20 protein-coding genes are annotated in these 22,811 nt (G+C 71.9%); 9 read left to right on the forward strand and 11 right to left on the reverse strand.

All coding sequences use genetic code 11. From position 1 onward, the window contains the following. The first annotated feature begins 109 nt into the window (after window positions 1-109). From ABZT93_RS10715 to ABZT93_RS10725, 3 genes are all read left to right on the forward strand, one after another. Window positions 110-1,270, forward strand: coding sequence for an ROK family transcriptional regulator (locus ABZT93_RS10715; RefSeq protein ID WP_356101886.1), 1,161 nt, complete (start codon window positions 110-112; stop codon window positions 1,268-1,270). Window positions 1,271-1,370: 100 nt separating this feature from the next. Further along, a complete protein-coding gene (locus ABZT93_RS10720) occupies window positions 1,371-1,556 on the forward strand; it encodes a hypothetical protein (protein WP_007386663.1) in 186 nt (61 codons plus the stop codon). A 54-nt stretch (window positions 1,557-1,610) separates the two neighbouring features. Continuing rightward, on the forward strand, window positions 1,611-2,432 hold the full coding sequence (locus ABZT93_RS10725) for an EamA family transporter (RefSeq protein ID WP_356101888.1): 822 nt from the start codon (window positions 1,611-1,613) through the stop codon (window positions 2,430-2,432). A gap of 13 nt (window positions 2,433-2,445) precedes the next feature. On the opposite strand, the gene ABZT93_RS10730 is transcribed toward ABZT93_RS10725, so the two are convergent. Next, window positions 2,446-3,813, reverse strand: coding sequence for a S1 family peptidase (locus ABZT93_RS10730; RefSeq protein WP_356101890.1), 1,368 nt, complete (start codon window positions 3,811-3,813; stop codon window positions 2,446-2,448). A gap of 666 nt (window positions 3,814-4,479) precedes the next feature. On the opposite strand from ABZT93_RS10730, the gene ABZT93_RS10735 reads away from it, so the two are divergent. Further along, window positions 4,480-4,860, forward strand: a complete 381-nt coding sequence (locus ABZT93_RS10735; protein ID WP_356101892.1) for a PPOX class F420-dependent oxidoreductase — start codon at window positions 4,480-4,482, stop codon at window positions 4,858-4,860. Window positions 4,861-4,927: 67 nt separating this feature from the next. Here the strand turns inward: ABZT93_RS10735 and ABZT93_RS10740 are convergent, their stop codons facing one another. Beyond that, the gene (locus ABZT93_RS10740; RefSeq protein ID WP_356101894.1) at window positions 4,928-7,672 is read right to left on the reverse strand and encodes a hypothetical protein; all 2,745 of its coding nucleotides are present in this window, start codon (window positions 7,670-7,672) and stop codon (window positions 4,928-4,930) included. Between the two features lie 209 nt (window positions 7,673-7,881). Here ABZT93_RS10740 and ABZT93_RS10745 point away from each other — a divergent pair, with 209 nt between their 5' ends. Then, entirely contained in the window at window positions 7,882-9,234 is a 1,353-nt protein-coding gene (locus ABZT93_RS10745) for a Gfo/Idh/MocA family oxidoreductase (RefSeq protein WP_356101896.1), read from the forward strand. Between the two features lie 39 nt (window positions 9,235-9,273). Here the strand turns inward: ABZT93_RS10745 and ABZT93_RS10750 are convergent, their stop codons facing one another. Both ABZT93_RS10750 and ABZT93_RS10755 read right to left on the reverse strand, forming a co-directional pair. Further along, window positions 9,274-9,684, reverse strand: a complete 411-nt coding sequence (locus ABZT93_RS10750; protein ID WP_356101899.1) for an OB-fold domain-containing protein — start codon at window positions 9,682-9,684, stop codon at window positions 9,274-9,276. 338 nt (window positions 9,685-10,022) lie between these two features. Further along, window positions 10,023-10,712, reverse strand: coding sequence for a TetR family transcriptional regulator (locus ABZT93_RS10755; protein ID WP_356101901.1), 690 nt, complete (start codon window positions 10,710-10,712; stop codon window positions 10,023-10,025). A gap of 226 nt (window positions 10,713-10,938) precedes the next feature. Here ABZT93_RS10755 and ABZT93_RS10760 point away from each other — a divergent pair, with 226 nt between their 5' ends. Together ABZT93_RS10760 and ABZT93_RS10765 are read left to right on the forward strand one after the other, a co-directional pair. Then, window positions 10,939-11,598: a peptidoglycan-binding domain-containing protein gene (locus ABZT93_RS10760; RefSeq protein WP_356101903.1), complete on the forward strand. Its 660-nt coding sequence runs from the start codon at window positions 10,939-10,941 to the stop codon at window positions 11,596-11,598. A gap of 9 nt (window positions 11,599-11,607) precedes the next feature. After that, window positions 11,608-12,099, forward strand: a complete 492-nt coding sequence (locus tag ABZT93_RS10765) for a flavin reductase family protein (protein ID WP_356101904.1) — start codon at window positions 11,608-11,610, stop codon at window positions 12,097-12,099. 34 nt (window positions 12,100-12,133) lie between these two features. Here the strand turns inward: ABZT93_RS10765 and ABZT93_RS10770 are convergent, their stop codons facing one another. The 4 genes from ABZT93_RS10770 to ABZT93_RS10785 form a co-directional block, all read right to left on the reverse strand. Then, window positions 12,134-14,521, reverse strand: coding sequence for a SpoIIE family protein phosphatase (locus ABZT93_RS10770; protein WP_356102222.1), 2,388 nt, complete (start codon window positions 14,519-14,521; stop codon window positions 12,134-12,136). A 162-nt stretch (window positions 14,522-14,683) separates the two neighbouring features. Further along, window positions 14,684-15,250: an antibiotic biosynthesis monooxygenase gene (locus ABZT93_RS10775; protein ID WP_356101906.1), complete on the reverse strand. Its 567-nt coding sequence runs from the start codon at window positions 15,248-15,250 to the stop codon at window positions 14,684-14,686. Window positions 15,251-15,299: 49 nt separating this feature from the next. Continuing rightward, window positions 15,300-15,683 (reverse strand): hypothetical protein, encoded by a 384-nt coding sequence (locus tag ABZT93_RS10780; RefSeq protein WP_356101908.1) that lies wholly within the window; start codon window positions 15,681-15,683, stop codon window positions 15,300-15,302. A 355-nt stretch (window positions 15,684-16,038) separates the two neighbouring features. Then, window positions 16,039-16,962, reverse strand: coding sequence for a MurR/RpiR family transcriptional regulator (locus ABZT93_RS10785; protein WP_356101910.1), 924 nt, complete (start codon window positions 16,960-16,962; stop codon window positions 16,039-16,041). 163 nt (window positions 16,963-17,125) lie between these two features. On the opposite strand from ABZT93_RS10785, the gene ABZT93_RS10790 reads away from it, so the two are divergent. Further along, entirely contained in the window at window positions 17,126-17,263 is a 138-nt protein-coding gene (locus ABZT93_RS10790; protein ID WP_356101912.1) for a hypothetical protein, read from the forward strand. Window positions 17,264-17,302: 39 nt separating this feature from the next. Further along, the gene (locus tag ABZT93_RS10795; protein ID WP_356101915.1) at window positions 17,303-17,704 is read left to right on the forward strand and encodes a DUF3662 domain-containing protein; all 402 of its coding nucleotides are present in this window, start codon (window positions 17,303-17,305) and stop codon (window positions 17,702-17,704) included. A gap of 29 nt (window positions 17,705-17,733) precedes the next feature. Here ABZT93_RS10795 and ABZT93_RS10800 read toward each other — a convergent pair whose 3' ends face one another. The 3 genes from ABZT93_RS10800 to ABZT93_RS10810 form a co-directional block, all read right to left on the reverse strand. Beyond that, window positions 17,734-19,413: a phospholipid carrier-dependent glycosyltransferase gene (locus ABZT93_RS10800; protein ID WP_356102225.1), complete on the reverse strand. Its 1,680-nt coding sequence runs from the start codon at window positions 19,411-19,413 to the stop codon at window positions 17,734-17,736. A gap of 94 nt (window positions 19,414-19,507) precedes the next feature. Next, window positions 19,508-21,439 carry a phosphatase PAP2 family protein gene (locus ABZT93_RS10805; protein WP_356101918.1) on the reverse strand — a complete coding sequence of 644 codons (1,932 nt, stop codon included), beginning with the start codon at window positions 21,437-21,439 and terminating at the stop codon, window positions 19,508-19,510. Window positions 21,440-21,609: 170 nt separating this feature from the next. Continuing rightward, window positions 21,610-22,509, reverse strand: coding sequence for a BadF/BadG/BcrA/BcrD ATPase family protein (locus tag ABZT93_RS10810; protein WP_356101921.1), 900 nt, complete (start codon window positions 22,507-22,509; stop codon window positions 21,610-21,612). Window positions 22,510-22,811 lie beyond the last annotated feature (302 nt).

Here is a 22,811-nt window from a genome sequence, read left to right on the forward strand (position 1 = left end):
AATCCACCCGTCAAGAGGTCGGTGAACATCTTTTCCGGACCGCCTTGGCCGCCGTAATCTGGGCACGTTGTTTTTACAGCGAAAGAAATCTTGTGGGAGTCTGACCTTCATGACCGCAGTTGCCGCCAGCTGGCTACCGCTGAGCGCCGGTGAGCGCTCGGTGGCGATCGAGGTGCTCGTCCACGGCCCGCTGTCGCGCACCGAACTCGCCCGCCGGCTCGACCTCTCCGCGGGCAGCCTCACCCGGCTGACCAAACCGCTCATCGAGTCGGGCCTGCTGATCGAGGTTCCCGAGGCGGGCGCCCCGGGAGAGGTGCGTCAGGGGCGCCCCTCGCAGCCCCTCGACGTGGTCGTCGAGTCCCGGTCCTTCATCGGCTTCAAGATCACCGAGGACATGGTCTACGGCGTCGTCACCACCCTCCGGAGCGAGATCGTCGCCCGCCATGACCGGCCCCTCGTCAGCCACGACCCCGCCGAAGTCGCCGATCTGCTCGCGGAGATGACGCGCGAACTGGCCCGCGCGTACCCGCGGCTCGCCGGCATCGGCATCGGCGTCGGCGGTTTCGTCCAGGAACGTGCCGTGGTCGGCGAGTCCCCGTTCCTGCACTGGCGGGACGTCCCCCTCGGGGAACTCGTCGAGGAACGCACGGGGTTGCCGGTGGTCGTCGAGAACGACGTCGCCGCCCTCGTCGAGGCCGAGACCTGGTTCGGGGCGGGACGCGGCCTCGACCGATTCGTCGTCCTCACCATCGGCGCCGGCATCGGCTACGGCCTGGTCCTCGGCGGCCGGCGCGTCCCCTACGCCGAGGAGGACCGGGGCTTCGGGCGGCACTGGATCATCGATCCCAACGGGCCCCTCACACCCGACGGCAACCGCGGCAGCGCCGTCTCCCTGCTCACCATCCCCAACATCCGCTATCAGGTGCACGCCGCCACCGGCCGCGACCACTCCTACGAGGAGATCCTCGCCCTCGCCGCGGCAGGCGACCCCATGCCCGCCCGCGTCATCGACGAGGCCGGGCGCGCCCTCGGTGTCCTGGTCGCCCAGATCGCCAACTTCGCCATGCCGCAGAAGATCATGCTCGCCGGAGAAGGCGTCGGCCTGATGGATGTGGCGGGCAAGACCGTCGAGGACGCGATCCGCTCCCACCGCCATCCCCTGGCCACCCCGATCGACCTGGAGACCAGGGTGTCCGACTTCCATGACTGGGCCCGTGGGGCCGCCGTGCTGGCGATCCAGGTGCTGGTCCTGGGTGTGGCCGAAGTGTGAAGCCGGTCATGCCTCTTGACAGATGGACGTGATCAGTAACACGGTCCGGTATGCCCTTTTCTGGCACGATTACTCACGGCGCCTTCACTTCCGTGGCCGTATGCTTCACACCATGTCCACCACCGTTGAACCCGTGACCGATCGATCGGCCGACGAGGTCAACGAGGAGATCCGGGCCCTGTGGCGCCGGGCGGGCGGGACACTGAGCGGCGAGCAGCGCGAGGAGTATCAGCGCCTCGTCCTGGAGTGGGCCGCCGCCGCTCCGCAGCCGGTCCGAGCGGCCTGACCCCGCGGACCCCCGCGGGGCATCACCGCCCCGTCCCTGGGCACCCCTGACGGGATGGGCCCTCTCCTCGCACTGACCTCGGCGGTCTGCTACGGCATCGTCGACTTCACCGGCGGCCTGCTCTCCCGCCGCTGCCACTTCGCCGCCGTCACCTTCCTGGGCCAGATCGGCGGTCTCCTTCTCGCGACCACCGCCGCGCTGCTCCTTCCCGCCGACGCCGTACATCCCGTCGACCTCCTGTGGGGCGCGCTGTCCGGTGTCGGAAGCGGCGCCGCCATGCACTTCCTCAACCGCGGCCTCAGTCACGGCGCGATGAGCGTGGTCGTGCCTGTGAGCGCCGTCACCGGGGTCGCCCTCTCCGTGGTGTGCGGAGTGATCCTCGGCGACCGGCCGACCGCCGTGGCCTGGCTGGGGATCGTCCTCTCCGCGCCCGCGCTCTGGATGGTCTGCGGCGGCGGCAAGGACGGCGGCGGGGGCGTCCCCGACGGACTGCTGGCGAGTGCGGGCGTCGCGCTCCAGTACATCGCCCTCGCCCAGGCCGATGCCTCCAGCGGACTGTGGCCGGTGGCCGCGGGACGGGTGGCCGCCGTACTCGTGCTGCTGCCCATGGCGGCACGGCACCCTCGGCGCCTGCGCCTGCCGCCCGCGCGAGCCGGTCAGGCGGTGCTCGTCGGTGCGGGCGCCGCCCTCGCGCTCGTCCTTTATCTGCTCGCCGCCCAGCGGCAGTTGCTGGCCGTCGCCGTCGTCCTGGCCTCCCTCTACCCGGCCCTCCCCGTGATCCTCGGACTCGCCCTGCTGCACGAACGGCTGAACCGGAGGCAGGTGGTGGGCCTGGTGGGGGCGGGGGTGGCGACGGTCCTGCTCAGCCTGGGATGAGAAGCCCTTGATGTCAGCCCCAGGTCGCCGAGTAGTACCGCTGGTACGCCTTGCGGTCCTGTTCCGAGCGGATGTACCGCGTGGCCACCAGCGCGATCAGACTCCCCCCGAGAACCAGCAGACCCGGTCCGACGTTGCGCGTGTCCGTGAGCCGGCTCAGCAGGGGCGTGCCCTGTGCGCCCTGCACCGCCGCCGACGAACCGGGAGATGCGGCACCAGGGGCGATCGAGCCCTGTGCGGAAGTGGCAGACGGTGCGGGAGAGGCCCCGCCGGCGGCGGCCGGGTTCGACACGATCAACCGCATGCCGAGCGCCGTCAGCGCCTTTGTCACGGGCTGGAAGAACGTCGTACCGCCCTGGGTACAGTCACCGCTGCCGCCCGAGGTGATGCCGAGCGCGATCCCCTCGGAGAACATCGGACCGCCGCTGTCCCCGGGTTCGGCGCACACGTTCGTCTCGATCAGCCCGGTGACCGTGCCCTCCGGGTAGTTCACCGTCGAGTTGAGCCCCGTCACCTGACCGTCGCGCAGACCGCTGGTGCTGCCGCTGCGGAACACCCGCTGCCCGATCGACGGATCGCCCGCGCCGGTGATCTGCACGCCCTTGCCGTTGCCGATGAACACGACCCCGGCGCCGTCGCCGGCCTTCCCGTCGGCGTACTGCACCAGCGAGAAGTCATTGCCCGGGAAGCTCTGGGTGACCGTCCTGCCGAGCTGGTTGGTGCCCCCGGTGTCCGCGAACCAGGTCGAACCGGTGGGGCCGCAGTGCCCGGCCGTGAGGATGAAGTCGCTCTGGCCGTTGGTGACGTTGAAGCCGGCCGAGCAGCGTCCGCCCGTCGACAGGATGGGCTGCGCCCCGTTCAGGCGGGGAGTGAAGGTGCCCTCGGTGCGTTCCATGCGGACGAAGCCGCCGATGCCGTCCGCGACCTTCGTCATCGCGGCCCAGTCGGACGCCGAGACGGTGCTGTCGCCCTGCACCACCACCTCGTTGGTCCGGTAGTCCATGGACCAGGCGGTCCCGGCGACCCGGGGGGCGGAACGCAGCGTCTTCGCCGCCGACTTGAGCTCGTCCATGCTGTGCCCGACGACCTTCGCCCTGGCGCCCGCCGCACGCACCTCGGCCGCCGCCTGCTCGTCGGTGACCGCGACGACCGGTTTGCCGTCGGTGCCGATCCACGTGCCGGCCGTACGGGAGTTGCCGAGCCGCGACACGAGCTCCGCCCCCGTCCGGCCTGCCTTCATGGCGTAGGTGTGCGGCACGGCGGTGGTCGCGGGAGGCTCGCTCGCCACGGCCCGCGTGACCATCACCCCTCCCAGGAGGAGTCCGCCGACTGCCGCCAGCCGTGTCACTCGCCGGACGACCCGTCGTCGTGCGTGCCTCATGCATGGCTCCCGAACCAGAACAAGCGGTGTCTGCACCGCGGGGCCCTCCGGTCGTTGAGTGCCCTCCTTGCATACGCGGCCCGGGCCGGGCGCGTTCACGACAGCGGGCGTTCGTGTGCGGTGGGATCCTGATGAGGCGTCTCAATCAGCCACGCGTGAAGGCGTGTTGGCCGGATCCCCGTACATGCGGGCCCAGCTCGGCGCGTCGCCCTGCACACATTCACGCTCGGTGGTGAGCCTGTGCCGACGCGACCGCTCGGTCCACCGGAGGCGACCCTGCGGACGCGGTCGGCAGGGACGCAGGCCGATCGATCCCGCACCCCCAGCCCGGCCTCGACACGGCCTCGCCCACCAGGCCGAACCGACTCCGCGACCCCTCCGCTCCGGCCGCACTCGGCGCCGGTGAGTCGTCCGCAGGCTGCCCGAAGGTTGCCGGCCCAGGTCTACGGCGATGTACGCGGCGCAGCCCGTCGACCCCACGGAAGAACACCTTTGCGATCCACGACGGAGGACGCCTTGCCGACGAGGCGAACGGGGAAATGCCCGATGACCCGGCCGGACCCGGACTGCTCCCGTCGCAGCCACACCAGCACGGACCGGTGTCACCGCGGCTTTCGACGCGCACCGCACCCGCGCCCGTCGAACATGTCCGCCTACACTTCCGTCATGGACGACACGCCGCTGGAGCGGCTTGGCGCGGGCAAATACCTGCTGCTCACCAGCTATCGCAAGAACGGCACCCCGGTGGCCACCCCCGTGTGGGTGGTCCGCGACGGGGAGGCGCTCGGCGTGTGGTCGGCCGCCGACGCCTGGAAGGTGAAGCGGATCAGGGCTCGCGGGGACGTCCTCGTCGGCCCGTGCGACCTGCGGGGCAACCCGACCGGCGACCAGATGCCGGCCACGGCGGAGATCTGCGACGCGGCCACCACCGCCCGCTACCGGCAGCTCCTGGCCCGCAAGTACGGCCTCTTCGGCCGGCTCACTCTGCTCGGCAGCCGACTGCGCAGGGGGCTGGACGGCACGGTCGGGATCCGCGTGACCTTGTGACGAACGGGGCCCGGTCGGACCGGGCCCCGCACAAAGGGTCAGCGCGAACTGCCGTACGGCAGAGTGCTCACGGCCGGTCGAGCACCGTTCCCGTCAGCACCGGCCGGTCGGGCAGCGGCTCGGCGTTGCGGTCGGTCAGCGCGACGCGCATCGACTCGGTCGGCTCCGCCACCTGGTCCTGGACCGTCGGCACCACGAAGTCCACGCTGGTGCTTCCGATCGGGATGTTCAGCCACACCCACAGGTTCGCGTCGGACAGCGGCCGCTCGGGGTCGGGCACGTCACCCGACCAGTCCTTCAGCCACTGAGGGTCCACGTCCTTGGTGGACAGTTCGGTGCCCTCGGTGACCGGAAGCACCCGGACCGGCTGCCAGATGTCCACCGTCACGGGCGCGTCGATGGACAGTCGCCAGGTCAGCGTCTCCCCCTCGGTCACCCGGTCCGCGACCGGCGACAGGGTGATCACCGGCTCGGGGTCGTCGTTCTCGACGGTGACCCCGCCCCGGTGCTTGCCGACGACGGAGTTGTGCACGGCCTTGACGGCGATGTCGTGCTCCACGTCCTCACCGTAGTTCGTGTCGCCCTTCACCACGACCGGCACGTCGATCGCGTGGCTGCCCGGCCGTACCGTCACCAGCCTGCTCTCGGACCGGCCGCTGTCGGGGGCGAGGACGTACACGCGGACCTGACCGCTGCCGTGCCCCGAGATCTTCACCGGGATGCGGTAGGTACGGGTGCCCGAGTCGCCCTCCTTGACGATCGTGCGGCCCACGTCGACGCGCGGGAGTGCGGCCGCCTTGACCGCGGGAGTGCCCGGCGCCCAGCCCCAGGCGTCCATCAGCCAGGCCCGCCCGGACCGAGAACGGGGCGTCACCTCAAGAGACTTGACGTGCCGCAGATCGAGCCCGGCCCGGGTCGCCGCAGTCAGCGGGACACGCAGCTCCTGCGCCCAGTAGGACGCGGTGTTCGCGGAGCCCGGCAGGCCCGCCACCTCGACCCGGCCCAGCGTCGCCCGGCGGTTCGAGGAGTCGGTGACGGCCACGTCGAACTTCGTGCCGGTCGTGTTCGGCGGTACGAAGACCCGCAGCGCGAGCTTCTGCGAACCGTGGAGCGAGAGCGGCTTGGCCGGAGTGACACGCGCGGCCGTGCCCGGCCTGGACCACTTCAGGTCCACCGCGCTGCGGCCGGTCTCCTTCTCGGTCTCCCACCACGCGAAGTGCGGGGACGAGCCGGGGGTCTCCGGGTCCAGACAGGCCACGGCCGGGCTCGGGTCGATCGCCGAGCACAGCCGGGCGCCCGTCACCTTGGGCCCGGCGTCCGGCAGGAAGCCGCCGCTGCGGCGACCGCCGACCGCGTGGGTCAGCACCCGCGCCGGGTCGGCGGACGGGGCCCGCTTGCCGGAACCGTCGAGGAGCGGCAGTACCCGGTCGTCCCCGGCGAGGAAGAGCCGGGCCGCAGCGGCGATGTACGTGGAACCCGCCTTGTGCTGCTGGGTGGCGGTCAGCCGGGTCGCGGCGCCCGGAGAGCACACGGGGTCCGGCTGTTCGGGGTCGGTCCAGAAGTCGTCCTGGGCCGGCGCCTCGGCCTGGCCCGGGGTCCACTCACTGTTGAAGAAGTTGTGGTTGGCGCCGACCACGTAGACCGCGCTGTGCAGCGCGGCGCCCTTGCTGACGCCGCGGGTGCCGTCGACGAAGTCCTCGCCCTGCAGGTCCGACACATCGCCGTCGCAGCCCGGCAGCAGGGTCACGGACGGCACGTCGGCGACCGGATTCTGGCCGAAGATCGTCGGTCCGATCAGCACGGTCCCGCGTATCTTCCAGCGCACCGGCCCCCGGTAACCGTCCTCGGCGGACGGCGGCGGATACAGGCTGTCCATGGCGGCCCGGTTGACGCCCTCGCCGCCGCGCGAGTGGCCGACGAGCAGGACCCCGGAGAGGTCGGCCTTCGGCGCCTGGCGTACGGCGGCCGGGGCGGTGGAGCGGTGGGCGGCCCAGTCGGCCCAGCGGGCGAGGTGCTGCCGTACCAGCGAGGAACGCGCCTGCGCGCCGGCGTCCTCGGCCGCCCAGTCCTGGGCGTTGATGCCGTTCGCCGAGATGGAGACCGTCACATAGCCCTGGGAGGCCAGCAGTTTCTGGTCGCGCAGATAGCCCTTGTCGCTGGGGATCGGCTTGTAGCCGTCCGCGCAGGGCCAGTCGATGGTCGTGTCGTCCTCGCTGCCCGGCTTGTAGCAGGTGGAGTGGCGGCCGTGCAGGAACAGCGCGAGGGGCCTGCTGCCGGTGGCCCCCTTCGGCGCCACCACCTGGGCGCGCATCTCCACCGGGGTGGCGAAGCCCGGCAGGCGCACGGGGGCGAGATCGTACGAGCCGGTGACCGTGCGGTACGAGCCGGGCTTCCCGGGGTCGACACCGTTTGCCGGTGCCTGCGCGGGGAGCCGCGCCCCCCGTGCGTCGGAACGGTCCGGTTCCTCGGCGGCGGCGTCCAACCGGCGTCCCGCGGCGGTGACTTGCAGGTCCGTCAGTCCGGTGGGTGCGGCTTCGTCGAGGGCGAGCCGGAAGGTCCGCCCGTCCTTCGCCGGCTTCGGCACCCCGAGCAGCCGGTCGCCGGTACGGAACTCGACGCGCGCGTCCCCCACGGGAACGGACTTCGGCGCGCGCCAGACCAGCGCACGCGCCCCGCGGTCCCCGTCGATCCGCCACCCCGGCGGAAGTCCGTTGTCGTTCGTCGCGCTCAACGATCCCGCGTGGGACGGCTGTTGAGCCTGTGCCAGTCCGGGCGATCCCGCCAGGGCCGCCAGTACCGCCACGGCGGTCACACATATTCGCCGGGCAGGGTTCAATGGTCTCTCCTCAAAACCCCGTGCGCAGACGTCCCGTCGGTCCCGGGCGCCTCTCGCGTCACGTAGGACGGGGGAGGGGTGGCTGTGGGTTGTCTGTGTGGAGCAGCGGTTCGCGGGCGAGTGATGCGATCAAGCCAGAGAGGTCGCGGGGACTAGCGGATCACCGGACGGGGGAAGCGCTTTCCATGAGCCGAACTCCCCACCTCCGCGCAGCCGTCGTCGGCACCGGCCACCGCGCCCAGCTGTTCACCCGGGCCCTCGCCGCACGCCCCGGCCACCGGGTCGCGGCCTTGTGCGATCCCAGCCCCACCCGCATGGCCTTCCACAACCGTCTGCTCGCCGAGGCCGGTGAACCCGCCGCCACCCAGTGGGATCCCGAACACTTCGCCGAGCTGCTCGCCGAGCAGGACATCGACGAGGTCGTCGTCACCACCGTCGACGCCGAGCACGACCGCTACATCGTCCCCGCGCTCCAGGCCGGCTGCCGGGTGGTCACCGAGAAGCCGATGACCGTCGACGCGGACCGCTGCGTCCGCATCCTGGACACGGTCGAGGCCACCGGCAACTCCCTCACCGTCGCCTTCAACTACCGCTTCAACCCCGTGCACGAGAAGGTCCGCGCCCTGCTCGCCGACGGCGCGATCGGCGAGATCCTCTCCGTGCACTTCGAGTGGCTCCTCGACACCCGGCACGGAGCCGACTACTTCCGCCGCTGGCACCGCGAGAAGCGGCACAGCGGCGGCCTGATGGTCCACAAGGCGAGCCACCACTTCGACCTGGTCAACTGGTGGCTCGCCGACGAGCCGCAGGATGTCTTCGGCTACGGGCGGCTCGGGTTCTACGGCCGTGAGGCGGGCGAACGCCACGGTCTGCGCCGCGACTACACCCGGGCCCACGAGGCCGACCCGGCAGCCGAGGACCCCTTCGCCCTCGACCTCGCGGCCGACGACACCCTGCGCGCCCTGTACCTCGACGCGGAACAGGACGACGGATACCTGCGCGACCGCAATGTCTTCGACGGGCCCGTCACCATCGAGGACGACATGGCACTCGTGGCCCGCCACGTCCGGGGCGCGACGATGACGTACCACCTCACCGCCTACTCCCCGTGGGAGGGCTACCGGGTCATGTTCAACGGCAGCGCGGGCCGGCTGGAACTGGAGGTCGAGGAGAGCCGCTGGCAGGCGCCCCGGACCAGGATCACCTCGGCGAGCGGCGCGTTGCACGGGGACACCGCGGCCGACCACGCAGGCGGCGCGCGTCTCACCCTGCGGCCCCTGTGGCGGCCCCCGGTCGAGGTGCCGCTCGTCACCGCCCACGAGGCGCACGGCGGGGGAGACCCGCGCATGCTCGACGCGCTCTTCGGGCCCGTGGACCCCGGTTCCGGGATCGTGAGCGGGGACCCCGGTGCCACGACGCATCCGACGGCCACCGAACGGGACGGTGCCCTGGCGCTGGGCGTCGGCATCGCCGCCAACCTGTGCTTCGCGACGGGGCAGCCGGTGCGGGTGCGTGATCTGATTCCCGGGGCGTGGTGAGGTCCGAAGGCCCCTGACACCACCTCGGTTGACGAAGGGTCAGCTCCAGGCGCGGTAGGGCTCGTCCAGCAGCTGGAAGACCGGCTCGCCACGGACGGGGTCCTTGGTGGTCGACATCCGTACCCGGTCTCCGCTGTGGATCGCGGCGGGCGGGCCCATGACCCGGCCCCGGACGACGAATCCCTCGGCCAGCTCGATCAGCGACACATTGCGGGCCGCGGGGGTGTTGCGGTGGACCACGGTGGAGTGGCGGACCGTGCCCACGCCCTCGCTGCGTTCCGTGCGCAGGTCGCCGCCCTGGCAGACCGGACACAGCAGGCGGTGGTACATCGCCGTACCGCACCATGTGCAGCGCTGGAAGAGGATCGCGTCCGTGGCCGGGGCGGCGGGTTCGAGTACGCCCGTGCCGAAGCCGGCTGCCTGACGAGCAAAGCCTGAGTGGTGGTACACGCTGGTCAACTCCCTGCGCTCGGCCGGAATCCCACGTGCTCGGGTAACCGTGCACGGATGTGCGCGGCTCCCTGTGCCACCGTGCACATCGTCAGCGTATGGCACTGAGTGTCGGCCGTAAAGGTACTCGGTACCCTCATCTTTCGGTGAACGTCTCCTGCGAGGCGTTCGTCCGTGTCGTCGAGGGTGTGCGGGTCCGTGAAGGCCGGGATTCGCGTCCATGCCGGCGTCGGCGGGGCCGCCCGGAGCGGGTGGTCCACCGCCGGTACGGCGCGGTTCCAGAGCTGAGCGGCCACCGAGCGGGCGGCGGGGTCCGCTCCGCCGTACGGGCCCGCGGCTCAGTCCGTGTCGAGCGTGGACTCGATCTCCTGGACCACCCTCCACAGCGGGGCGCCGCGGCGGGAGACGATCACGACCACGTCCTCGGGCGGCTCGTCGGCGGGTGGCGCGCCGGGCGCCCCGAAGGCGGCCTGCACATAGCCGAGCGCGTGCTCCACCGCCTGCTCGGCGTCGCCGTGCCCGTCCGAGCGCAGCCAGGAGCGCAGGGCGTTGTTGTGTGCCGCGGCCACGGCGGCGGCGATCACGTCGGCCCGGAGCGTCCCGTCGTGCAGCCCCTTCAGGCGCCCGCGCAGATACTCGGCGAAGGAGCGCTCGTAGCGCCACACCACGGACAGCTCGTAGGCGCGCAGACCGGGCACCTGCTTGGTGAGGCGGTAGCGCTGCACCGAGAAGGTCGGATTCTCGGTGTACATGCGCAGCACCAGCCGCACCGCCTCGCAGACCCGTTCCAGCGGGTCGCACCCGGGGTCGCTCGCGGCCAGGAAGGCCGTCATGTCGGTCAGGCAGCGCTCGTGGTCGGGGAAGACCACGTCCTCCTTGGACGGGAAGTACCGGAAGAACGAGCGGCGTCCGACGCCGGCGAGCGCGACGATGTCGTCGACGGTGGTCTGCTCGTAACCCCGTTCCAGGAAGAGCTGGAAGGCGGCCGCGACCAGCGCGTCCCGCATGGCGGGCTTGGTGGAGCTCATGGTCGCGAACGTAGCACCTGAACCGCTCGCATGGCACTCGGTGCAGCGTCAGCAGGGAACTGAGTGCTGTTCTTGTTCGCATACGAGGTCCTCTCGCCGGGACGCCCAGGACGACGGGGCAGCTCCCGGGAACGGGGCGGAAGCGCTGAACTCCCGGGCCCGTGGCGCCGTATCACTCCCCGGGGGACGGCGCAGACCTGTGTGCGCGAGACGGAAGGAGACCAGGATGCCGACACCGTCCGACCGAGGGGTGCCGCAGGGCGGGCCGCCCATCGAACCCATACGGGTGCTGCGTCCGCGACGCACCGACGCGCTCGCGGAACTGATGAAGGACATGCCGCCCCGAGCGGCCGTGCGGTACGAGTCGTTCGCGCTGCCCGGCCCGTCGTCGGCGGCCGAGGACGCGACCGAGGAACTGCCGCCCGTCAGGGACGACCGCTCCCGGCGGCCCCGTGACATCCCCAGCGGGCGGGTACCAGGACTGCGCCGCACGGTGATCGCGGCGGCCGTGACCGCGGCCGCGGTGATCGGTTTCGGCTGCGCGCTCCTGCTCGCCGGCCGCGGGGAGAGCACCGCCGCGGCGGCCCCGCAGCCCACCGCGACCGCCTCCGCGACCCCCACCCCGACAGCCTCCGGCGCCACCGACCCCGACGGTTCCGGCACCCTGCGCCAGGGAGACAGCGGCCCCGAGGTGAGTGACCTGCAGGAACGCCTGCGACGCATCCCGAACGTCTACGACAACGGCTCCACCGACGGCACCTACGACACCACCCTGACCGCCGCCGTGGCCCGCTTCCAGCTCTGGTACGGCATCCGCGGCGACGAGGACGGCGTCTACGGCGACGACACACGGCGTGACCTGGAGTCTCGCACCGGCGGCGGCTGATCGAAGAGGATGGCGGGCATGGACGCCTTCATCGACCGGCTCGACCCCGACATGTGCGTCGTGACCGCCGCTGCGGACGGCGACCGCGCGGGCTGTCTCGTCGGATTCGCCTCACAGTGCTCGATCGAACCCGTGCGGTACGTGGTCTGGCTGTCGAAGGCCAACCGCACCTACCGGGTGGCGCGCACCGCGCACCGCCTCGCCGTCCATCTGCTCACCCGCGAACAGCGTGGCCTCGCCGAGCTGTTCGGCGGGGAGACGGGCGACCGGACGGACAAGTTCGCCCGGGTCCGCCATCGGGAGGAGGCGGGCGGTGCCGTCGTACTGGAGGAGGCGGCGGCCTGGTTCGTGGGGACGGTCGTGCAGCGCGTCGAGGGGGGTGACCACGAGGGGTTCGTCCTGGAACCGGAGGCGTGGGGGGCGCGCGAGGACACCGAGGGTGCGAGGTTGCTGCGGCTGTCCGACGCGACCTCCATCTCGCCCGGCCACCCGGCGGACTGAGCCCGGACGCCCGTACCGCGGATGTCCCGGCGGCTCACTCCGGCCCGGACGGGACCCGGATGTCGACGACACAGACGTCGTCGCGCCGCTCGTCGTCCAGCACCGAGGCCAGCAGCGGGGCCAGGGAGCCGGGCTCGTCCGAGTGGTGGGTCGCGACGGCCTCGGCGAGCCGTTCCAGGCCGTGGTCGATGCCCTCCGAGGGCCTCTCGACCAGGCCGTCGGTGTAGAGCAGGATGCGGTCACCCGGCTCCAGCAGGCAGTGCGCCTCCTGGAAGTCCGGATCGGAGCAGGCCCCGAGCAGCATGCCGAACGGGCGGTCCAGATAGCGCACCTGTCCGTCGCGCACCAGCAGCGGTGGCGGATGGCCGGCCTGGGCCCACACCAGGCAGCGCTCGCCGGGGTCGTAGCGGGCCAGGACCATGGTCGCGGTGCCGTGGGAGTCCCGCGAGTGCAGCAGCAGGGTGTTGAGACGGGCCAGTGCTCCGGTCAGCGACGAGCCCGTGATGACCATGCCCTTGGCGGTGAAGCGCAGTTGGGCCATCGTGGCCACGGCGTCGATGCCGTGCCCGGCGACGTCACCGACCACGAACAGGGCGTCGCCGTCGGGCAGTTCGATGGCGCTGAACCAGTCCCCGCCGACGTGGATGCCCGACTGGGCGGGCAGGTAGGCCACTTCGACCCGCAGCCCGGCGAGGCTGACCGGCCGGGTGGGCAGGGGCAGCAGGGCGTGCTGGAGGCGGGCGGCCAGGGTCCGCTCGGCGTGCAGCACCCCATGCTGGGTCACGATCGCCTGCTCGCTCTCGACGAGGGCCAGTTCGGCGCTGCGCTGCGCGGTGAGGTCCTGGACGAAGCCGTGCACCTCGACGGGTTCGTCCTCGGTGTCCGTCACCACTTCGGCGACCATCCGCAGATGGCGCACCTCTTCCCCGGCCCGGATCCGGAACGGGACGTCGAACTGGCGCCCCGAGCGCACGAGTTCCCGCACGGCGTGGGCCAGTACCGGTGCGTCCTCGGGCAGCGCGAGCCCCGAAAGATCGGCGAGCCGGACCGGTCCGAGCACCGGGTCCCGGTTCATGACCTGGAAGGTCTGGGAGGACCAGCTGCCCTCGCCGGTGACCAGGTTCCAGTTGGCCCAGCCCAGGTTCCCCAGCCGCTGTACGTCCGCCAGGCGCTGTTCCTGCCGGTCGGAGGAGTCATGGCGGACCCAGGTGACGACCAGGGCGCCGCCGAGACGGGCCGCGTGCACCGCGTACGTGGACAGTTCGGGGGTGCCGTCCACGACCTCCTGGTAGGCGAACGGCTCGCCCTCGAACGGCACGCCGGTGGTCAGCGTGCGCAGACAGCCGTGCCACACCGCCTCGCCCGCGATGCTCGGGAAGCACTCCAGGATCCGCCGGCCGAGCAGCTGCCTGCCGGTGCGGCCCGCGACGTCGACCGTCTGCTCGGTGGCGGCGTCGATGCGGTAGTCCTCGACCTCACCGGAGGGGCCGCGCAGCGGCGTGAGCAGCATGGCCGGGCCGGGCAGGGAGTCGAACAGGGGCTGGGCGACGGCCGAGGCGGCGGCCCTGCGCTGCGTACGGGCGCCGAAGGACCGCAGCCAGCCGGCACACAGCCGGACGACGGACCGCAGGATCTGCCGGTCCTGCGGTGAGAACGGCCCGCTCCGCGCGCGCAGGATCCCGACGCAGACCTCGGCCCCGTCGCCGGCCGGCACCGGCAGCCAGGCGCGGGACAACCAGCGATCCGGCGGGTCCCCTATGAGCAGGTGCCGCTCCCGGTCCGTCGCGAAGTCCTCCAGCCAGCGGGGCTCCCGCGCCCGGAGCGCTTCGAGCGCGGCGATGCCGTCCAGCGGGGGAACCCGCGCCCACTGGGCGGCCAGGGTGGCGTCGATCCCGGCATGGCCGATCAGTTCGAGCCCTCCGGCCGGCAGTGAGCGGAAGAGCAGCAGAGCGTCGGCGTCGACGTCCGCCGTGAGCTCCTCCAGAAGACACCCGGCCAGGTCCTGGGGCGTGGCCACATGGACGAGGGCCTTGCCGAGGCGGCCGAGCGCCGCGAAACCGTCGTCCAGGTCGTAGGTGTCCCGGCCGCCGGGTTCGGTGGTACCGGGCCGGACGGACCGCGGCCCGGCGGGCCCGGGAATCGCGGACAAGGGTGCGCCGGGAACGGCGTCGCCGACGCGGGACTCCGTGGCGGCGCCGAGCGGAGGCAGGGAGCCGAGGGCGATCCAGCACTCCTCCAGCAGCGTGCGGTTGCCTGCCTTGGCGCGCTGGAGCAGCGCATCGCCGGCCGCGTCCGGGGTGCATCCGGTCAGCGCCATGATCGCGCCCTTGGCCCGCTCCAGCACCGCCGAGGTGGCCGCCTGGTCCCGCAACCGGTCCATCTCGGCGCGTTGTCTGGCCACGACCTTGGCCAGCGCGGCCATGTCGGGTGCGGTACCGGCGTGTGGGGGGCCGGTCGACTCGCTCGTCACGCGTTGAGCATCGCACATGCGCCATGTGCCGATCGCGCGCTTGTCGACACGCATCCCACACACCGGTGACACCGCGGGTTGACGAAACCGGCCGGGCCCCCGGTTCGTGACGGGTCAGTGGTCCGGCGGCGGGTACAGCCACCTTCGCAGCATCCGGCTCAGCACCGGCATCACCAGATACGTGAGCACCGGCAGCAGTACCACCGGGAACACGGCGGCCCGCAGCGGCAGGGGCCAGGCGGCCGTGCGGGGCGCCACCAGCCACTGGATCAGCAGGGTGCACGGGAAGGCGCCGAGGAATGTGGTCAGCACCATCTTCCAGCGGACCGGAGGCCGCACGGTGGTGCCGGGCAGACTGAACCAGGTCTCGAGCCCGGTCGTCGACTGCCGTTCGCTGCCGAGCTCGGTGGCGATGCCGTCGATCCGCGCATGCCAGGCCGCCCGCTCGTCGGACGCCAGCCAGGCCGTGAGCCGGTGCGCGTCGGACCAGCGCAGCACCGCGTGGAAGCGGTGGCCGTCCTCGGGACGCAGCCAGGAGACGCCCTCGTTACCGGGGAACCGTCTGGCGCAGCGGGTGATGCCCCGCGTCCACCGCTCGAAGTCCCGCTCCCGGCCGGGACGCACCTCCCACGTGAGGACCGTGGTGACCGGATCGCCGCGCCGTACTTCTGTGGTGCTCATGCTCACCACGGGTCCCACATACGGCGTGGGTCATGCCCCTCAGGGAGGGTCAGCGTCCGTGGTGGGCGACCAGGGCCCGGGTGACCGCGCGGATGCTGCGGGCGATGTGCTGGAGCTGGAGCACCTCGGCCGCGTACAGCTTGATGGTGTGCTCGATGACCGACTCCGGCAGGCCGAGCGCCGGCAGGTCCGCCCGGGCGGTCTGCAGCGCGGTGCGGGCGACCCGGATCTCCTGCTGGACCTGGATCTGCGCGTGCCGGGCGAGGAGCACGGTGTGCCGCATCAGGACCGGATAGCTCGCGTACCGCGCCGGCACCAGCTCACGCAGCCACTTGGCCGCAGATCGCTCCCAGTCGTAGCTGCCGGGCGTCTTGACCTGGCAGGGCCAGTCCGGGCCGGTACGGGTGGTGGTCCGCGTGGTCATCAGGGACATGGTGAATCGCTTCCGGGTGTGCGGCGTCGTGCGGGTGGTCCGACGGGTTGGGCGGCCCCGGTCTAGGGGATGACCGGGGCCGCCACGGGCTCGCGTGCAGGCGAGGCCCTACCGAACACCCCGGGCGCCGACGCGGGTAGGTGACGACGGCTCGGGATGTCCGCAAAGGAGCCCTCTCGGGCGGTGTGGGGGGTGGGGACGGGGACAGGGGTGCGGATGGTCCCGGAGTTGTCCCGGGGTGATCCGTGAGCAGTATTTATATATGCCGTCCGCTTGGCAAGGCGTATGAAAACATTCATGCTCGATTTATTGCGGATGGCCCCGTTGTGAAGGCGTATGACCGGGGTGCGAGAGGTCAGTCCCTGAGGAAGAACTGGTGCTGGTCGGAGATCTGCTCGTACTCCTCCAGCCGCGCCTGGGTGCGCTCCGGGTCGGCGTCCGTCATGGCCTGGAGCAGGGCGGCGGCGATCACGCCGGGTGCGGCGTAGGAGTCGAAGACCAGCCGGGATCCCGTGCCGGTGGAGAAGAGGACGTCCGCCTCGTCGGCCACGTGCCCGAGCGCCAGGTCCGTGACCAGGGCGATCTTCAGTCCGGCGCTGCGGGCGACCCGCAGGGCGGTGAGGGTCTCCTGGGCGTGCCGCGGCATCGAGAACGCCAGTACCCAGGTGCCGCCCGCCTCACGTGACTGAAGGAGGGCGTCGTAGGCGACGCTGCCGCCGCGGGTGACCAGCCGTACGTCGGGATGGATACGGCGTGCCGCGTAGGCGAAGTACTCGGCCAGGGACGCCGAGATGCGCAGGCCGAGGAGGGTCAGGGGGGTCGACTCGGAGAGCTTGCGGCCGAGTTCGATCACCTGGTCGGGGTCGGCGAAGTCGCGGCGCAGGTTCTCCAGGTTCTCGATCTCCGCGTCGACCGCGGCCTGGAGTTCGTTGCCGCGCGACTCGTCGTCGGCGACCGGTCCGCCGGCGAGGGTGCCGAGCGCGATGGACTGGAGCTTCTCCCGAAGGGCGGGGTAGCCGCTGAAGCCCACCGCGGCGGCGAAGCGGGTCACCGAGGGCTGGCTCACGCCCACGCGCTCGGCGAGATCGGTGATGGAGAGGAACGCCGCCTCGGTGATGTGCTCGATCAGGTACTGCGCGATGCGCCGCTGTCCGGGGGAGAGCCGGGGCCTGTCGAAGAGCGTCCTGAGCTGGGAGGCCGGGGCCGCCTCCGTCTCCGGTGCGGTCTTGCCCGAGGTGATCGCGGATGCCTGTGCGCGTGCCTGCTGCGGCGATGACACCGGGGCGCCTCCTTCGTCTGCCACGGGGAGTCAACATAACCCCCCCGGTGACCAGGGCCTGTACGAAAGCGTTGGGCTACCGCCCAGAAGGACGGATACGTGGCCGCCGTACGGGAACCCGCTCCGGCGCCCCCCTTCGACGACATCCGAGGAGCAGCCCCGTATGACCGTCCCCGAAAAGGACCGGCCCGAGCCGCGGACCGACGCGGACACGTCCGAGACCCCCGGAGGCAGCGGACGCACCTTGCGTGAGGCGTTCGAGGAAGCGCGGGTGGGACCCGAGGACTTCGCCCAGGAGTGACGCCGCACGCGAAACCGGAGCTATCGGCAGGAGAGACACATGGGTGCGCTGAGCGCGCTGGAACAGGCAATGGAGCACGGGTGGGAGGCACTGTGGGCGCGGGTCGTCGACCGGGAGCCCGTCGAACTCCTCGACGCCCTGCGGCGCGAGTGCGACAGCAACGTGGTCGTGTGCAGTGAGAACAGGGTGGTGGTCCCGAACGCGTACGACGTCGAGCTCGCGCACTTCGTCTACGACGAACTGGTGCGCCGGGGCAGCAGTGTGGGCCAGGTGCTCACGGACAGCCTGGCCCGGCACGGCGAGCGGCAGGGCTACGAATGGGCGGGCCCGCTCACCGTGCACATCACGAGGTCCGACCAGGTGCCCAACGGCCGTTACCGCGTGACGAGCGGGGCGATGCAGCATGTGAGTGCCGAGGGATTCCAGCAGGCGGTCCGCTGAGCGGACCCGGGTCACCCTCGCGGCGGTGGTCATCGACGGTAGATCGTGATCGAGTGACCGACCTCGTCGACCGGACGGCTGCTGTCGATCAACTCGGCCAGCCGGCCCTTCGCCTTGGCGACCGACGAGTCCGACACCACCAGCAGTCCGTGCACGTCGTCCACCGGCACCTCGCGCGGATCGGACGCCTCGATGCCGTAGGCGGACGGCACCCCGCTGCCCTTGTAGACGAGCCAGATCCGCTCGTCCGGGTAGCGCTCGCGCAGCCGGTCGGCGAGTCGGCCGAGGTCCTGGCCCCAGTCGACGTTGGAGTCGTGCAACCGCAGATGGGTGCGGGCCGGTCCGCCGAACGCCTCGTTGGAGTAGGGCAGATAGAAGGGAGAGGCCAGCAGTGAGCTGACCGCTACGAACAGCACGAGCGCCCCGGTCACGACCGTGGCCCAACGCCGGTGTACCGCGAGGACACAGCCGGCGGCCACCGACAGGAACATGGGCAGAAAGAGCACGTAGCGGGTGCCGAAGTCGCGTGAGCCCGTCATGGCCGAGGCGAGCAGCACCCCGGCGGGCACCAGCAGATACGGCGCGGCGGGCCTCAGCCGCCGTACCGCCACCAGCACGACGGCACCCGCGGCCCACAGTGCGAGCAGCCCCAGCGGGGTCTTCACCAGGAGCGCGGCGGGCAGGTAGTACCAGAGGTGCCCGGTGTACACCCGCCCGAACAGGAAGCCCTCCCACGGGTAGTTCTCGAAGTGGAACTGGATACGCATCCCGTCCGCGTAGGCCTGCGGGAACGGCAGCAGATCGACGAGGGTTCCCCGCAGCCCGTGCACCACCGGCACCTGGTCCTGGGACGTCCACCGCAGCCGCGGATCGACCGCGAGATACGACGCCCATACGACGGCGACGGCGGCCAGGGTCAGGACCGCGGCCCCGGCCGACACGTGCAGCAGCCGCCGGCGCGTCCCGTCACCGCGACCCGCGGTCCACACCGAGAGGGCGGCCAGCCCGAGCAGGACCGGCACAGCCGGCAGCGCGCTCATCTTCGTCGCCAGCGCCGCCCCCAGGGCCAGGCCGGCGAGCGGGACGTACAGCCGTGGCCGTGCTCGGGCCCGCCACAGCAGCCACACCGAGGTGAGCAGGAAACCCGCCATCGGCACGTCGAGCGTGGCCAGCGAGCCGTGGGCGACGACGTCGGGGGAGAAAGCGTACAGGGCGAGTGCCGCGAGCCCCGCCGCCCGTCCGGCCAGTTCCCGGGCGAAGGCGAACACGACCAGCCCGAACAGCAGCGTCAGCACGATCACAGGGAGCCGGGCCCAGAACATCAGCCGCCAGGGGTCGTTGCCCGACTCGTACAGCAGGTGGGGGCCCAGGTCGATCTGGGGCCCGTCGAACGCCGTGTCCACGTGCGGGTCGGCGATCGCCACCCCGGCGGCGATCACCAGTTTGCCGAGCGGCGGGTGCTCGGGGTTGTAGCGGATGCCCTGACCGTGCAGGTACTCCGCGGCCGTGGCCACGTAGACCGGTTCGTCGATCGTGGGGGTCTGCTGCACCGCGGTCGTCACCATGACGGCGGCCATCTGCGCGAGCAGCACGACGACGAGCAGCGGCACCAGCCACCGCCGGACCGGTCGCGGCTGTCGCACCTCGTCGTCGTGGGCCCCGGACCCGGGGACCGGGGCCAGGACCGTCTGCTGCTCGCTCGCCATCATCCGCCCCGCGGTGAGTCCGGCCGGGCGGTGGCGGGAGCGATCCGGAGCCACCTCATGAGGGCCACTCTCGCATCAGCTCCCGCCTCCGCGGCGGTCACCGCTTCAGGAGTCGTACCGACAGACCTTCCGCCGTGTAGACGGGTACGGCCCGCAGCGTGTCGGAGTTCAGTTCGACGCGGTCGAACTGGCCGCGCAGTCCTTGGCAGCCGAGGACCCGGACCGTGCGCCCGGCCGTCGGCGGCTTGTCCGCGTCCAGCTTCAGTGACAGGACGCTGCCCGCCCCGAGCACCGCGCGCCGCGTCACCTCCAGGACCGGCTCCTGGCCCGAGCGCAGGGTCAGCTCCAGCGCGCCGGACTCCTGGCTGTACGTGCCGTGGACCTGGAGCGACTTGCCGCCCAGCGTCAGCTTCCCGCCCTGCACCCGCACATCGCCGTGGCCGAGCGCGTGGGCCGAACCCGCGACCAGCACACCCTCCTTCAGCACGGTCCCGCCGGTGTACCGGTTGTGTCCGGTCAGGGTGAGCGTGCCGCTGCCACGCTTGGTCAGACCGCCACAGCCGTCGATGTCGTTGCGCCAGGCGTCGGCCGCGTGGAAGCCGCCCGAGGCCGCGTCCAGCGTGACGGTGACGTCGGCGTCGAAGGAGCCGTAACCGTCCGCCGCGGCGAACAGGTTGATCCGGCCCCACTGCTCGAAGCCGTCCAGCAGGACATAGCCCGAGGGCAGCCCGGTGGTCCGCAGCACCTCACGGCGCTGTCCCGCGTCCAGGTAGGGCAGCCGCGTCTCCAGCAGCACCTCGGCGCCCTTGGGCACGGTGAACGGCTCGTTGCCGCCGTCCCGGTGCAGTACGTAGGTCAAGCGGGGCTTGACGGAGCGGGCGTTGGCGTCCCGGTCCGCGTACGCGTCGGCGGCGTCGGAGTGGGCGTAGGCGAAGAGGGTGTCGGCCGTGGTGCCGGTCTGCTCGGTGAAGTACTTCAGCGCCTGCGCCCGTGCCGCGGCCTTGAGGTCGGCGTTCGCGGAGTCGGCCAGCGTGGCGGCGGCCAGGGCGGTGGCCATGATGCGGCCGCCCATGACGTCGACCGTCGAGTGCATGCCGGACATGATCCGGGTGTGGCTCAGCTCGAAGGCGCGGGTGACCAGTTCCTGGAAGCGCTCGGGCACGGCGTACGCGAACGCCAGGCCCGCCAGGTGGAAGGCGTTGGTGTGGCCGCTGGGGAAGCCGCCGTCGTCCACCGGGGAGGTGTTGCGCTGACGCAGCAGCTGCGGGGCGACGATCACCTCGGAGTCGTAGACCGGGAAGCCGAGTGCGTCCTTGGCGCCCGTGTCGACGACCTGGCTGTCCTCGTTCATGCGCCACGGGCGCGGGTACTGGAAGGCGTACTTGCCGGGGTTGCCGGAGGCGTACGGGCCGCGCACGGTGTCGACCAGCTTGGCCACCAGGCCGAGCGAGGAGTCGTAGGAGCCCGCGCCGAGTGCGGAACCCGCGGGGGCGTCGGCCGGTACGGCGTCGCTGATCGTGGTCGCCGGGGTGCTGTCGGGCGCGCTGGTGATCGAGGTGACCGCCTTGGCGCCGGACCGGTAGAGGCCGGCGAGCGGGCCGAGGCCGCCGATCATGGCGTAGCTCTGGTGCTGGCGGTCGTAGAGGAAGGCGTCCTTCGCCTCCGCCTGGGTGCGCGCCTTGGTGACGCGGGCGCAGTAACGCATGTTGGCGCGCAGTATCTCGGGCCGCAGCGGGGTGCCGGTGTTCCAGGCGCCGCCGGTCTTCCACACCCGGGCGAAGCCGCCGAGGGCCCGCACCACCGCGTTGGTCTCGGGCGTCAGGTTCGCCATGACGTTGGACTTGTAGTCGTCCACGAACGCGAGAGGGGCGGTGGCGGCCTTGGCGTCCGCGGCGCCCAGCCAGGAGGCGAAGGTGGGCGCGGCCAGGACGCCGGCCGAGGCACCCAGGGACGTCTTGAGGAACCCCCTTCGCCTCATGGCGCGTTCGGTGAGCGGCGCGGGGGAGTGCTGCCCGGCGGATGACGGCATGGGTCTGCCTCTCTCTGCAGTTCTGCGGCCGTACGGCCGGGGAGGTGGTGCGGATGCGACTCATGATGCGCTGGACGGCCTGTGCGGCGAATGCGCTTTCTGAAGTCGTACGAGCGAAGATCTACGGGCGAGTCATGTCGGACCGGAGGAGACTCGGCGTCCGGCGGATGTCACAGAAGTGAACGGGCCATCGCCACCGCGCCGTCCACCGGCGGTGCCCGCAGGGGGCGCGGCCGTGCCGACGGCACACCGTCGGCCAGCGCGGACGCGAAGGCGTCGTACAGCGACGGCTGGGCGAGGACGGTACTGCCCGCCACCACGACGTCGTCGACCACCACCCCGCGCGCGGCGAGCCGTTCGACGAGCGCGGCCAGGGCGCGGCCCGCCTCGGCGATCACGGTGCGGGCGAGCGGGGATCCGGCCTCGGCGGCGGCGAAGACGGCCGGGGCGTGTCGGCCCCAGTCGGCGGAGGCGGCCGTGGCGTGCTCCAGGGCGGCGCCGAGCGCGGGTACTTCGGGGACGTCGAACCCGGACAGCAGGCCGAGCGCGAGCGGATCGGGTTCTTCGCCGCGGTCGTGCGCCGCCCAGACGGCTCGTACGGCCTCGCGGACGAGGCCGGCGGCTCCGCCCTCGTCGCCGAGGAGCGCGCCCCAGCCGCCGACCTGGACCGGTGTGCCGTCGGCGAACCGGCCCACGGCCACGGATCCGGTGCCGGCGACCAGGCCGACGCCCTTGTCCAGTCCCGCCGCCGGGACGAGGAGTTCGGCGTCGCCCACGACCAGCGCGGGCGCGTCGAAGTGCAGTTGGAGAGCGGTGCGGATCTGCGCGCACTGGCGCGGGGTCTCGCAGGCGTGCCCGCCGACGGCGAGGGCGGACGGGCGGGTGCCCTCGGGAAGCGCGTCGGCGGCCAGCGCGGCCAGCCACCCGGCGGCGGCCACCGGGTCGTGGGGCCGCCAGCCGCTGCTGGAGCGGACGTGGTCGGCGACAAGGGTGTCGCCCGCGAACGCGCGGAACTGTGTCTTGGTGCCGCCCACGTCGATGCCGACAACCAGGGGTGCGGTGTCCTGCACGGAACCTCTTTCGTCGTTGCGCTGTGTGCTGCGACGGTGGGCGAACCGTGCCTGAGAGCAAGGCAGTTGAAGAACTAGGGAAGCCCCGGGACGGGCCTCTGACGGACCACGGCAGGCGAGTACCGTGACGTTCGTTAGGAAGTTAACTAACGAAGTACAGTGCGTGTCAATAGGCGTCACGCACCCGACTTCCCGGGCCCCCCGCCCCGGGCGGGAACGCATGACGCCGGAGCAACCCATCGCTGCCTCCCGCCGAGCCGATCGGCCCGGGAGAGCGGCCTGTGACCTGGGGGAAGTGTGGA

Origin of the sequence: Streptomyces sp. NPDC005303 (assembly GCF_040607335.1) — a bacterium.
Taxonomy (GTDB): Bacteria; Actinomycetota; Actinomycetes; order Streptomycetales; family Streptomycetaceae; genus Streptomyces.